Source organism: Pseudomonas sp. St290 (assembly GCF_018325805.1).
In the GTDB taxonomy this organism is placed as follows: Bacteria; Pseudomonadota; Gammaproteobacteria; order Pseudomonadales; family Pseudomonadaceae; genus Aquipseudomonas; species Aquipseudomonas bijieensis.
On sequence record NZ_AP014703.1, the window covers coordinates 6,423,674 to 6,436,126 of the forward strand.

The 12,453-nt window shown below is 62.3% G+C and carries 17 protein-coding genes; 13 read left to right on the plus strand and 4 right to left on the minus strand.

Annotation, left to right across the window (positions count from 1 at the left end):
* The first annotated feature begins 295 nt into the window (after positions 1-295).
* The 13 genes from PBDP_RS28235 to PBDP_RS28295 all read left to right on the plus strand — a co-directional run bounded on the left by PBDP_RS28235 (position 296) and on the right by PBDP_RS28295 (position 9,580).
* Positions 296-1,219 (plus strand): sigma 54-interacting transcriptional regulator, encoded by a 924-nt coding sequence (locus PBDP_RS28235; RefSeq protein WP_116833683.1) that lies wholly within the window; start codon positions 296-298, stop codon positions 1,217-1,219.
* A gap of 93 nt (positions 1,220-1,312) precedes the next feature.
* Positions 1,313-1,522 carry a type III secretion system major pilin HrpA gene (locus PBDP_RS28240; protein WP_109752469.1) on the plus strand — a complete coding sequence of 70 codons (210 nt, stop codon included), beginning with the start codon at positions 1,313-1,315 and terminating at the stop codon, positions 1,520-1,522.
* Positions 1,523-1,583: 61 nt separating this feature from the next.
* The gene (locus PBDP_RS28245) at positions 1,584-2,513 is read left to right on the plus strand and encodes a type III secretion protein (protein WP_204334233.1); all 930 of its coding nucleotides are present in this window, start codon (positions 1,584-1,586) and stop codon (positions 2,511-2,513) included.
* Between the two features lie 46 nt (positions 2,514-2,559).
* Positions 2,560-2,934 (plus strand): type III secretion system inner rod subunit SctI, encoded by a 375-nt coding sequence (gene sctI / locus PBDP_RS28250; RefSeq protein WP_109752471.1) that lies wholly within the window; start codon positions 2,560-2,562, stop codon positions 2,932-2,934.
* Between the two features lie 14 nt (positions 2,935-2,948).
* Positions 2,949-3,836, plus strand: a complete 888-nt coding sequence (sctJ, locus tag PBDP_RS28255) for a type III secretion system inner membrane ring lipoprotein SctJ (RefSeq protein ID WP_212801589.1) — start codon at positions 2,949-2,951, stop codon at positions 3,834-3,836.
* Positions 3,833-4,423 carry a type III secretion protein gene (locus tag PBDP_RS28260; RefSeq protein WP_163856264.1) on the plus strand — a complete coding sequence of 197 codons (591 nt, stop codon included), beginning with the start codon at positions 3,833-3,835 and terminating at the stop codon, positions 4,421-4,423. Before sctJ ends, PBDP_RS28260 begins: the two co-directional genes overlap by 4 nt.
* Positions 4,401-4,994 (plus strand): type III secretion system stator protein SctL, encoded by a 594-nt coding sequence (gene sctL, locus PBDP_RS28265; RefSeq protein ID WP_134926259.1) that lies wholly within the window; start codon positions 4,401-4,403, stop codon positions 4,992-4,994. Before PBDP_RS28260 ends, sctL begins: the two co-directional genes overlap by 23 nt.
* A gap of 550 nt (positions 4,995-5,544) precedes the next feature.
* Positions 5,545-5,769, plus strand: coding sequence for a type III secretion protein (locus PBDP_RS28270; protein WP_109752478.1), 225 nt, complete (start codon positions 5,545-5,547; stop codon positions 5,767-5,769).
* Positions 5,756-6,193 carry a type III secretion system chaperone gene (locus PBDP_RS28275; protein WP_109752480.1) on the plus strand — a complete coding sequence of 146 codons (438 nt, stop codon included), beginning with the start codon at positions 5,756-5,758 and terminating at the stop codon, positions 6,191-6,193. The genes PBDP_RS28270 and PBDP_RS28275 overlap by 14 nt, the downstream gene beginning before the upstream one ends.
* Positions 6,186-8,336, plus strand: coding sequence for a type III secretion system outer membrane ring subunit SctC (gene sctC, locus PBDP_RS28280; protein WP_109752481.1), 2,151 nt, complete (start codon positions 6,186-6,188; stop codon positions 8,334-8,336). Before PBDP_RS28275 ends, sctC begins: the two co-directional genes overlap by 8 nt.
* On the plus strand, positions 8,333-8,542 hold the full coding sequence (hrpT, locus tag PBDP_RS28285) for an HrpT family type III secretion system protein (protein WP_024619913.1): 210 nt from the start codon (positions 8,333-8,335) through the stop codon (positions 8,540-8,542). The genes sctC and hrpT overlap by 4 nt, the downstream gene beginning before the upstream one ends.
* Before the next feature lie 6 nt (positions 8,543-8,548).
* Entirely contained in the window at positions 8,549-8,926 is a 378-nt protein-coding gene (locus PBDP_RS28290; RefSeq protein ID WP_212801590.1) for a hypothetical protein, read from the plus strand.
* Between the two features lie 204 nt (positions 8,927-9,130).
* Positions 9,131-9,580: a type III secretion system chaperone gene (locus PBDP_RS28295; RefSeq protein ID WP_109752485.1), complete on the plus strand. Its 450-nt coding sequence runs from the start codon at positions 9,131-9,133 to the stop codon at positions 9,578-9,580.
* 70 nt (positions 9,581-9,650) lie between these two features.
* On the opposite strand, the gene PBDP_RS28300 is transcribed toward PBDP_RS28295, so the two are convergent.
* The 4 genes from PBDP_RS28300 to sctS form a co-directional block, all read right to left on the minus strand.
* Positions 9,651-10,169 carry a type III effector gene (locus PBDP_RS28300; protein ID WP_176688952.1) on the minus strand — a complete coding sequence of 173 codons (519 nt, stop codon included), beginning with the start codon at positions 10,167-10,169 and terminating at the stop codon, positions 9,651-9,653.
* Between the two features lie 113 nt (positions 10,170-10,282).
* Positions 10,283-11,383 carry a type III secretion system export apparatus subunit SctU gene (gene sctU / locus PBDP_RS28305; RefSeq protein ID WP_116833690.1) on the minus strand — a complete coding sequence of 367 codons (1,101 nt, stop codon included), beginning with the start codon at positions 11,381-11,383 and terminating at the stop codon, positions 10,283-10,285.
* Positions 11,384-11,398: 15 nt separating this feature from the next.
* A complete protein-coding gene (gene sctT / locus PBDP_RS28310; RefSeq protein ID WP_109752489.1) occupies positions 11,399-12,196 on the minus strand; it encodes a type III secretion system export apparatus subunit SctT in 798 nt (265 codons plus the stop codon).
* Positions 12,196-12,450, minus strand: a complete 255-nt coding sequence (gene sctS, locus PBDP_RS28315; RefSeq protein ID WP_003206603.1) for a type III secretion system export apparatus subunit SctS — start codon at positions 12,448-12,450, stop codon at positions 12,196-12,198. The genes sctT and sctS overlap by 1 nt, the downstream gene beginning before the upstream one ends.
* Positions 12,451-12,453: the final 3 nt, after the last annotated feature.

Sequence of the window (12,453 nt, forward strand, 5' to 3'; positions counted from 1 at the left end):
GTTTGTCGGATCCAATTTTTCCCCAAGACGCGATTGCCCCTCCTTTTCGGCCTGTGCCCCGTGCCAGGCGGGTTGTGCAGGGCATTTGACGCCTGCCGACCGTTTAGCTGAATCGATTAACAGCGGCCGTGCCAGCATGAACTTTTTTTTAATCTCTTCTCTAAACCTCGTAACCAACAAAATGTTGATTTCCAGTGCAGTCGCGCGGCGGCGCTAACTCGAGGAAGTTTTACACGCCTTTTCATCTTTCAACTTGTCGACCTTCCTAAACCAAACAAGAATGGAATCGTCAGTGATGCAAAAGCTGCTATGCGCTGCACTTTCCAATCCCCATAAAGAAGACGCCCTCAACCTCGAGGCGTTTGTCCAATGTGTCGCCCCGCTCATGATCGACGTGCTGCTGCGCGGCGAAACTGGCACCGGTAAAGACACGCTGGCAGAAAAGATCCATCGCATGTCGGGTTGCTCCGGCAAGTTCGTTGCGATCAACTGCGCCGCCATCCCCGAAACACTCGCCGAGAGCCAGCTCTTCGGGGCCAATACCGGCGCGTATACCGGCGCCAGCCAAAATCGCGCGGGGTTCGTCGAAGCCGCGCATAACGGCACGTTGTACCTGGACGAAATCGACAGCATGCCGTTGGGCCTGCAAGCCAAGCTGCTGCGTGTCCTGGAGTCGAGGACGGTCCAGCGGCTGGGCTCGACCCAGAATATCCCGGTGAACATGCGGGTCATCGCCTCCGCCCAGTGTCCACTGGGGGAAATGGTCGAACGCGGCGAGTTTCGCCGGGACCTTTATTTTCGCCTGAACATCATCAGCCTCAAGCTGCCCCCTCTGCGCAGCCGCAAGGAACGCATCGTGCCGCTGTTCCAGTCGCTGGTGCGGCGGGAGGCCCAGGCACTTGACCGACCCTATGTAGCTCCCTCACCAGCGCTGTTGCGCCAACTGCTCGGCTACTCCTGGCCTGGAAACATCCGCGAGCTGCAATCCGCCGCCAAGCGATATGTGCTCGGCTTGCCGGCACTGCCCCGCGCAGAACCACTGGAACACAACAGTTCAACGCTCAAGTTGAAGGAGCACCTGCAGCAGTTCGAGAAAATCCTCATCGAGGACTGCATGCGCCGCCACCATCATTGCATCGACAAGGTCATCGCCGAACTGGGTATCGCCCGGCGCACCCTGTATTACCGAATGAAGTGCCTGCAAATATCGACGAGTTGAGTGGGATCGGTGGAACCGTTTACGCAACGGTCGCCACTTAACCATCGAGACGCTCACGATCGTCTCGCCATTCCACAACCCGGAGATACGACTATGAGTTTTGGTGGACTTTCTCTCGCGGCTTCCACGGCTGCCATGCAGCAGATGGACGCGACCTCGGCTGCGATGACAACCATGAAATCCGAATTCGACCAGAAGAAACTGGTCGCAGACACCATGAACGCAATCGCGGCAGGGTCGATGGACACCGCAACCAAAGCCATCACCGCCATGGGGGAGGCATCCAAAGGCATACGATTCTGACCCATCCGCTTCAGTCCCCGCTTCGGCGGGGCAACCTCAAGCGCGATGCGCAGGAGGCCCTATGCACATTGACTTGCCAGACAGCCTTCGTGCTCTCAGAGACCTGTCCCATGACGAGCCCACGCGGCGCCCTGCCCAGACTCCACCGGGCCTGGCGAACGTGGTCGCCGAGCACCTGGCATTGCATGGGGCCGGCGACCGGTTGCGGGAGTCGCTCGTCCAGTGGGGCGACGAACAGGGTTCGACGGGCGGACAGTCTCGCTTTGGCTGGCGCAACCCCCAGGACAGATTGGCCGCGGAGACCGCAGACCCTTTGCGCCTGGTGCTGGAAGACATCCTGGAAGAGATCAACAGCGGCACCGGTTCCAACCTCGATGTCGACATCGATGACGCCTATTCCAATGAAGACCTGTTCAACGATCTGGCCCAGATGTTCGCCCATCGCCGGCAACCCATCGGTGACAATGATCTGGACAGCCAAAGCGATTTCGGCAGTGCCAACAACCCCTTCTGTGGCGCGTTGTTCGGTGCCTGGGAAATGGAGGGCGATCACGCCACGCGGCGCGGTCGTCATGACGCGAGCCTGTCGCTGCTGCTCAAGATCATCGCGGTCCTGGGCCGAAGGAAACTGTTGACGCTACTGGACATCGACGAAGGTGACGGCCAGGCGCGCTATGAACCGGACGACCAGGACCTGTTGTTCGAGATCGCGGCATTCATGGACCAGCACCCGACGCGCTATCCCCCACCGGCGACCCTCGACGCAGAACGGTGGACATGGACCGAACGCATTGCCCGCGGCACGGCACTGGACGCTCGCGAAACTCGCTTGTTCCAGCTTGCCCTGGAAGAGCTGGATTTCGCCCTGGCCCGCCTTGCCGGCCAACAGGCCCCGATACGCCAGCGCGTGCGCCGCAGCCGGGAAGAAATCGAGTTTCACCTGAGCGTCACCGGTAGCGCTCGCAACGTCTTGAGGCTGATGTGCGCCTGAAGGCACCCGCTCTTTGAATTCCAGCCATTGAAACAGGAGATATTCCGTGGACGTACATGCCATCGACCCCAGCAACCTCGCCTCCACTTCCGCCAAAACGAGCGCCAGGCCACAGGCCAGTGCCGAAACCAGCGATGTCAGTTGGTTCAACGCACAAATGCGCGAGAAAGCCCCCGCCCCGGACAGCGAAAACAATGTCGCGGCACGCATCATTGACTCGTTGTCGAGTCGCTCCGGCGAATTGCAGCGTCTGGATGATCGCGCCAACCGCGACATGATCAAGGCCGTCCGCACCGCCGACCCGCAAGATATGTTGCAGTCGAACCGGTCATTATCATCCTTCCACCTGGAAAGCCTGATGACCGCGAAAATAGTCAGCAAAGGCTCCCAGGCCATCGAGAAGCTCACCAATCTTCAGTAAAGGGAAGGCCGGTCATGTCCATGCGCGCGTTCTCAACACTGTTGCTGTGTCTGCTGCTCACCGGTTGTGACGAACGGACGGCGCTGCACAGCCATCTTTCCGAACAGGATGCCAACGAAGTGATCGCCGAGTTGGCGAACAAGAACGTGGAGGCGAGCAAGCAAGTCGATAAAGACGGACTGACCGTACTGGTCGAGCCTGCCGACATGAACAGCGCCGTCCAAGTCCTCGAAGCCGCCGGCCTGCCGCGTCGGTCCCGCTCCAGCCTGGGGGAGATCTTCCGCAAGGAGGGGGTCATTTCCACGCCGATGGAAGAGCGTGCCCGCTACATCTACGCGCTGTCCCAGGAGCTCGAATCGACGCTTTCACAAATAGATGGCGTGGTGCTCGCCCGGGTCCATGTGGTCCTGCCGGAACGGGTGGCCCCGGGTGAGCCGGTCCAGCCCGCATCGGCCTCGGTCTTCATCAAGCACACCAGTGCCCTGGACCCCGACAGCATTACCCCGCGTGTGCGTAACCTGGTCGCCAGCGGGATTCCCGGCATGGCCGACGCCACTCAGAACCCGACCAAGTTATCGGTGGTATTCGTGCCCGCCGCACCCTATCAGGAACAGCGCAAGATGGCGTACTTCGGCCCCTTTCTCATGCAGGCCGATGACATCGGTTACTGGCGAACGGTGACCGTGGCGGCAAGCATCGCCTTGCTCGCCATCCTGATGGGCGCCCTCTATGGCCTCTATCGACTATGGCGCCAAGGCGTGTTGGTGCTGCCACGGTTTCTCGAGCACAAGCTCGCCAAGCCAACCGGAGCGCCCGCCGCACCTCAAGGCAGTGCGACACCTGGGCTGTTTGCCGTGAAACCCCCGGGGGCCAAGCCCGGCAGTAACGGTACCGCCGCATGACGGCGGAAATTGAATGGGTTCGCTGGTGGAGCCAGGCTTGGCGCGAAGCAGACCGGGACTGGTATTCATCGACGCTTTGCCTGCTGACCGCACCGCAAATCGACGCCCTCGCCCGGGGGCACCATGCCGCGCTTGCACGTAGCTTCGGCATGACCCCCTGCATGCCACCCCAACCCAGTCCGGCGCTGCAATCACTGTTCTGCGGTACACCGCGGACCTTGTTCCTTGCCTGCGAATTGGTGGCGAGCACTTGCGCACCGTTAACGGCAACGCCGGCACTTTCCACGCAAGACCGGGCCTGGTGCGAGCGCACCGCCAAAGCCCTGCGGCCGGGACACTGGCTCGAACAAGGCCAGGATCCGCTCGCACTGCTGCGCGCCTGGCTGGGTGAACGGGTCTGGGAACGTGCGCGCCTGGCGTTCCCACGCGACAGAATCATCACCATCGAATCGGTGAGCGCCCCTCAACCGCCAGCCGCCAAGCTGAACACGCTTTGGCAGTCCGCCTGCTGGAAGGCTGAGCAAAGCCTGGCAGCCCCGGCCCCTATCCAAACGGAGAAACACGATGCTCGCTCGGCGTTCGCTTGAACTGCGCCCCGATGGCCAAAGCCTGTCGCAGCCCTATATCGCCCGCGAAACCCTGGTGGATTGTGCCCGCGCGCAGGTCGTCCTCGAACAGGCCCAGGCCCAGGTTGCGCAATGGCTTGAACGCGCCAGCACAGAGGCGGACGCGTCCGTGCTTGAGGCTCAAGCTCGATTCTGGGAAAAGGCCGAGACCTTGCTCGCCGCCTGGGAAGCCCAGCGCCAAGCCATGTGGGAGCGGATCGAGACAAGCGCCGCACACCTGGTCAACGAAGCCCTGGGGACGCTGTTGAACGAGGTCCCGGAGCAGGCACGCATCGATGCGCTCGTCCGCCAACTGGCGTCGCGCCAGGACGACCCGGTCAGCGCCACCCTCCGCTGCCATCCCGAAGACCTGGCGAGCCTGACGCAGAGCCTGGGCACCGATGGCAAGCGCCCCTGGACACCGGTGGCGGATGCCGACATGGAACGACATCAACTGAAGCTGGAAACGCCAGGCGGCACATTCCTGCTCGACTGGCCCTCCGCTGTCAAAGCCTTGCGCCTGCCTGATCCACCACACATCCCTGCAAACTGACCCTCCGCTATCGCGAGCAGGCTCGCTCCCACAGGGGATTTGTGCTGGCTGCGATGTCTGTGAACCCCCCGGAAAAACTGTGGGAGCGAGCCTGCTCGCGAGACGGCGGCACATCCAACATCACCGCAAGCTGACCCAACGCTATCGCGAGCAGGCTCGCTCCCACAGGGGATTTGTGCTGGCTGCGATGTCTGTGAACACCCCGGAAAAACTGTGGGAGCGAGCCTGCTCGCGAGACGGCGGCACATCCAACATCACCGCAAGCTGACCCAACGCTATCGCGAGCAAGCTCGCTCCCACAGGGGATTTGTGCTGGCTGCAATGTCTGTGAACACCCCGGAAAAACTGTGGGAGCGAGCCTGCTCGCGAGACGGCGGCACATCCAACATCACCGCAAGCTGACCCAGCACAGTCACCCCCAACGCCAACTGACCCACCATCATCACAAGCAAACCACACTTCCCCAGGTTTTTTTCCTCATATGCGCGGAACCGCCAATGGCATGACCACCACTCACATCGTGAACATGCCTAACCCAGAGGAACCGCCCATGTCTTCCGCCGATGCCGTCCAGCGCCGCCTCGACACCTACTTCCAACGCGCGACCGACAACGTCAACAACGCTGCGATGAACGCGGCAGAAACGCAGTCGCTCGACGACATGCATTCATTCCTGACCAGCATGAACGGCATGTCCGTCGCGGTGAACGCAGCGACTCAACAGACCACTGCCCATCACAACCTCGCCAAGGCGATCATCGATGCAATGCCATGAGCTGCGAACACAGCTCACCCGCTGGAGCGCCAGCGTCGATGGCCCGGAGCACTTCGGCCTTGTCATCGACGATGGCGAGGCGACCTTCAGCAAGCTCGACGAGGCCTTGCTGGTATCGGTCGAGCTGACCGTCCCGATGACCCATGAGGTGGTTCTGGAAGACCTGCTTCGGCTGGCGCACCCAAGCCTCTCGCGATTTCCCGGCGCGCTGGCCCGTTCGCCGCAGGACGGGCGTTTATGGCTGCTGACGCAACTGGCGCCGGACGGGCACATCGACGACCTCATCGAGGCACTCGAAGCACTGCTCAACCAGCGCGATACCTGGCAATCCATTCTCAATAAAGACCAACGTGCCGCTGCGGCGCCTGTAGCGCGACGCCTCTCGCACTCTCACTTGCTCGGAACAGGAAACCGCCATGCCTAACAGGTGGCTTACGCCGTACCGCTTGATGACCGCAGGCAGGGTACACCTTGGCCAGTCGATCCCACGCCGCTGGGCGAAACCTTCGCTGGTCGCACTGGCATTGATCGGTGCGCTGGGCGCGGGCCTGCCGGCACAGGCGGCCATACCGACCGACTGGAAGAACACGCCTTACGCCTACGACGCCCAGAGCACACCGCTGGCCAAGGTACTCGGCGATTTCGCCAACACCTTCGCGGTGCAACTGGTGATCGATGGCACGGTGAAAGGCACCGTCGACGGGCGGATGCGCGCTGAAAGTCCCCAGGCGTTCCTCGACAGGCTCGGCCTGGAAAATCGCTTCCAGTGGTTCATGTACGGCAACACGTTGTACGTCAGCCCCTTGCAGAACCAGGACTCCACGCGCCTGGAAGTGTCCGCTGACGCCGTACCGGACATGAAGCAAGCCTTGACCGACATCGGCCTGCTGGATTCGCGTTTCGGCTGGGGTGAATTGCCCGACGAAGGCGTGGTCCTGGTATCCGGCCCGGAACGCTATGTACGCCTGGTGACGCAGTTTGCCGAAGCACGCAAGACCCCCGAGGAAAAACAGGAAGTGATCAGCTTCCCATTGCGCTATGCCACCGCCGCCGACCGCAACGTCAAGTACCGCGGCGAGACACTGGTCATTCCCGGAGTCGCCAGCATCCTGAAAGGTTTGCTGGAAAGCCGCAGCGCCGTGTCGGGCGGCATGCAGACGGCCTCGCCCCAAGCGTCGTTCCAGAACATGCAGGCCCAGCAATCGGCGACCATGGGCAACATCGAACAATTGGCATTGAACGGCATGGGGCGCCCGAACACCAACCGCGTACCGTCTGGCGCGAGCGGCGGTGGAGGCGGCCGGGGCAAGATCCGCGTCGAGGCCGACGTGCGCAACAACGCGGTGCTCATCTACGACGCGCCCAAGCGGCGGGAAATCTACACGCCGTTGATTCGCGATGTGGATGTACCGCGCAAGCTGGTGGAGATCGACGCGATCATCCTCGACATCGACCGCACGCAACTGGCCGAGCTGGCCTCGAACTGGAACGTCGAGAGCGGCGATCTGATCGGTGGAGCCTCGATGATTCGCCCCGGCGCCAGCTCGACGGTGTTCATTCAGGACTACGGCGATTTTTCCGCGCAACTGCGTGCCCTGGAGGGCCGTGGCCTGGCCTCGGTGGTGGCGAACCCATCGGTTCTGACCCTGGAGAACCAGCCGGCGGTCATCGACTTCAGCCGCACCGAGTACATCTCCGCCATCGGCGAGCGCGTAGCCACCGTCGAGCCGATCACGGCGGGCACCAGCTTGCAGGTCGTGCCCCATGCCATCGAGACCGGGGGGCGCAATCAGATCCAGATGTCCCTGGACATCGAAGACGGCCGCATCGAACCCTCGGAGGTCGGCCAGCAGACGCCCAGCGTACGTCGGGGCGTGGTCAGCACCCAGGCTGTCATGGGGGAAAGCCGGTCGCTGGTGGTCGGCGGATTTCATACCGAAGAGACCGGCGACAACCTCGAACGGGTGCCATGGCTGGGTCGCATCCCGCTGATCGGGCCGCTGCTGTTTTCCTCGACCACCCGCGAGACCAGCCGCCGCGAACGGGTCTTCATCCTGACACCGCGCCTGATCGGCGACCAGGTCGACCCGGCCCGCTATATCTCCGCCCTTGATCGCGAACAGGTCGACAGCGCCATGGCCCGCCTGGAAGAGCGTCGCAACGGCACCCGTCCCATCGGCCGTATCGAAGTCAGCGATGTGCTCGCCCAACTCGCCGACGGCAACATTCCGGCCACGTTCAAGCAGGCTGCGTCGATTCCTTATTCGCCCGACACCTTGTGCGCGCTGCAACCCGGGCTATCGCTGGACGCTGCACGGGCGCAATGGTTCGCAGGTGCCGATTACGGCATCGCCGTGGGCGTGGTACGCAACGACGGCCAGCAGCGGTTGCGCTTCGACGAGGCGAGCTGCGGCAGCCGCTGGGCCCTGGCCACCTCCGCCTGGCCGAAGGTGTGGCTCGAGCCCGGCGAGGAAACCGAAGTGTTCGTGGTCATGAAACAACCCACGCGCACGCCAGGCGGCGAGCGCCCTTCTCTTCTGCAAACCAGTGCGAGGACCCTGCCATGAGTCGGACGCCACTGTTGCTCGTTTTATTGCTGAGCCTGCCGGTGTTCGCCGGCTGCGCGAACCGCTCAGGCTGCCAGGGCGATGCCTGCAGCCGCGCCGAACCGGACAACGGTCGGCTGGTGATCTGGTGGTCGCCCGGCATGCGCGGCGGCCTTGGCTCCCCCGAACACCCACTGGACCATACGGTCGTCCCATTGGAGAACTGAAACGCTATGTCTTTTTCGGTACACAGCGTGAGCACTCGCCAGGCCTTCCAGAAGAACATCATCGCCGGCATCGCGACGTATTGGGAAATAGCCCCGGGCATTGAATTCTGTCTGCGACGCGAGCCTCACAGCGTCGGGCTCGCCTTACAGATACAAAGCCAGGCGCTACGCACAAACCAGATCCAGCATGCGCTCGAACGACGCTTCGCCCACCCGACCGACTACGCGCAGCTGTTCGTGTTTCTCGATCCGCAGCGAGCGCTCGTGGTCTGGCAGGCACTGCCCGAGACGCCGCTGTCCACTGAACTGCTCGATGAAATCCAGTCCAGGCAGTTGTCGCTGCTGGGCCTGGAGGAGCTCGACGATTACTCGGTCACTTATTGAACGACACGATGACCCCTCTTTGGGGACATGTTTAACCTGTGGCGAGGGGATTCATCCCCGCTGGGCTGCGTAGCAGCCCCAAAGAGCTGATCACATCAACCTGATACACCACGGTGGCAGGTTCAGGGCTGCTTCGCAGCCCAGCGGGGATAAATCCCCTCGCCACAACGGTTCATGACATTTTTTGCATTGAGGGAGGTTTCCATGACTGTCGCACCGCTTGCCCAGCGCTTGATCTCGGCCCTCGCGCAACACCTGCATGCGGACTTGCAACTGGAAGGTGGCGTGTGTGCGCTGTATGACACGAGCAACCGCGAAGCCGTGGTCATCGAGCTGCCCGATCACGGCGACGTCGCTATCCTTCATTGCTCGATCGATGTCCCTGCCCACGCCCCCGGCCTGCACAAGCGCTTGCTGGAGCTCAACTTTCGATTGGACCTGCTCGGCGGCAGTTGGCTGGCGCTGGACGATAAGGGCAGCGTTCGCCTGTGCGCCCATTGCCCGCTGGCGATGCTCGACGAGGCGCGGTTCTGCCATTGGATCGTGGGTTTCATCGCCCAGGTCGGCGAGGTTCGTGCGCGCTTGGCGGTGCCTGCAATGCCCAGTGGCCCGCGTCCGGCCTCGCTGAACGCAAGCCGCACCCGACTGGGGTAGACGGTGGTTGGTGCAGATGCACATCGGCCCCATCGGACAACACCCCCGGGGTCGATGTACACCCTCCACCTTATCGAAGCTTCATCGCCTCGCCACCCTCCTGCATGACTTTCCTCGCGCTGTCCATGAAGCCCTTGGTCACCTCGGTCACCGTATCGCTCATCAGCTTGGCCATGTCGGCGGAGCTTTTAATCAGCATCATGGCGCTCTGGCGCTCTTCCATCTTCATCTGTATATCGAACTGCTTTTCCATCAACTCCTTTTGACGGGTTTCCATCTCGCTCATGAAAGAGTCCGGAGTGCGCGATGCCGAAGTGGCGCTGGACGTTTGCGCGTCATCCAGCGGTTGAGCTTCATTCGGCGCCGCCGCGTGGTTGGCGTCCCGCGTGCGGGTACGGCCACGCTGATGCACCGCAGGGGGCGTCGAGGAGGAGCGTCCCCGTGTGTGCAGGCTTTGGCTGCCCTGGCGCTGCTGCGCCTCACGGGGTCGTTGGCTCAGCGAGGGCGAGCGCGAGGGCGATAAGCTGTCGGCGCCGTGCAGGGCACCTGTGCCCCTTAGGGGGTTCGTCAGGGAACTGGGATCAGGCATGGAAATCCTCCACGAGTCGATGTGTGGTGAGCACTGTCGGCAGGCCGGTATCGGCCGGACGAACCTGGCTCACTACCTGAGTGGCAACCACATGTGCATCGGTTCCATCGACCTCAACGCAGGTTCAATTCCGGAATCTCGATCACCTCGCCCTTGGCCTCGTCATCCAGCTCGCGCAGCACCCGATAAATGTGCGCAACCGCCTGGAGCGTTTCCCGAGGGATATAACCGCCGACGTCTTCGCGGTAGATCGTTCGTGCCAGCCAGATGCACTGGATGACCGGGACCCGCGCCGCCTTGGCCCGTTCGATCAGCGCCCGAGCCTCGGCATCGACGCCTTTGACGATCAGTTGCGGCAGCGGCGTTTCCTCGGGGCGATACAAAAGCGCCACGGCAAAGTGGGTGGGGTTGACCACCAGCATGTCGGCCTCCTCCACCGGCTTGGTTTCTTTGTTGACGGGCTGGTCGACCAATTGCCGGGCCAGGCTGCGGCGATGCATTTTCACGTGCGGGTCGCCTTCCATTTCCTTGAACTCCTTGCGCACCTCCTCCTCACTCATGCGCAGGCGCTTGGCGAAGAAATATTTCTGCAGGCCAAAGTCGAGAATCGCCAGCACCAGCAATACACCCAGGCAAACGTGCATGATGTGCCGAAACAGGCTGGCCAACCCGCGCCAATAGCTGTGCAAATCGCCGTTGACCAGGCTGATCAACGAGCCGAGTGCCGGCAGGGTCACCAGATAAATCACGCTGCCGATAAACACGGCCTTGACCAATCCCATGAACAGGTTGATCAGCGCCTGGCCGGAGAACATCTGCTTGGCCTGGTTCATCGGGTTCAAGCGGTTCGGGTCAGGCTGCAGGGCTTCGGGGGCGAACAGGAAGCCGAACTGTATCCAACCGGCCACCAGGCGCGTGACGATCGCCAGCCCCACGGTCATCAAGGTGAAATTGAGCAGCACGCCACCAGCATGAGCCAAGGTTTCCTCGAAGGCCCGTACGAAGTCGACATCCAGCCGGTGCAGCGGGAACGCCACCAGGTCTTCCAACGCCTGCATGCTGTCGTCGGCCTGGGTCAATGCCACTTCGGTGATCGCCGCGAGCACCAGCAGGCTACTCAAGTCCTGGCTCTGGCCGACCTGGCCTTTGTTGCGCGCGTCGCGAATCTTCTTGGGCGTCGCCCGCTTGGTCTTTTCGCCACTGTCTTCGCTCATGGGCGAAGCCCTCCTTCAGGGCGCCTGCAACAACAAATGGAGCAGATGCCGGATTTCGCCATAGCGGCCAAGACGGCCCGTCATCGCGTCCCACAGGGTGGGCAGGTAGAACAGCAGGAAGCCCAGGCCGATCAGGCTCTTGGCCGGCATGGCGAGGACGAATACCTGCAATTGCGGGCTATACAGGCTGAGCAGCGCCAGGCTGAACTCCACCAGCAACAGCAAGCCGATAAAGGGCGCCGCGTAGAGCATCATGTGCATGAACATTTCGGCGAGCAGCCCGAGAAACACGCCGAAGCCATCCGCGCCAGGCAATGGAAACCAGACGGTGGGCGACCACACCAGGTAGCTGTCCCAGATCACCTGGGTCAACGTGCCAATGCCCAGGGTGGCGACCAGCAGCAGGATCGTCATTTCCTTGAACAGGTGGCCCAGGGGGGTGGTGTCGGTGCCGAGCGCCGGGTTCAACTGACCACCGATGAGCGCGCCGCGCTGGTTGTCCAGCAAGGCGCCCACCGATTCGTACAACCAGAACGGCATCGCCAGCAGCACCCCGAGCAAGAAACCCAGCACCAGCTCCTTGAACATCAGACCGGCCAGGGACAGCCAATTGACCTGGGCGTCGATCAGCGCCTGGCGAATACCGGGCGCCGGCAACATGCCCAGGGCAAACACCACGGCATGGCGCGGCAAGCCTCGCAGGTGCTGGAAGCAAAACACCGGGACCAGGTAAGCGACCGGGTAAATGCGCGCCATGCCGAGCGCGATCGACAGCAGCAAGTCGAAGTACGGGACGAAAGCCTGGGCCGTCATCAGGTGTTGGCCATCATTTCGAATGCCCGGCGCAGCAGTCCCAGCAATTCCACGCCGATCCAGCGACCGGTGACCAGCAAGGTCAGCCCGACCGCCACCAGCTTGATGCCGAAGGGCAAGGTCTGGTCCTGGATCTGCATCAAGGCCTGCACCAGGGAGGTCAACACGCCGACGATCACCGCCACGATCAAGGGCGGCGCGGAGAGCAGGACCACCAGCAACATGCCTTCCTTAAACAACGTCAGCGCGTCCATCGC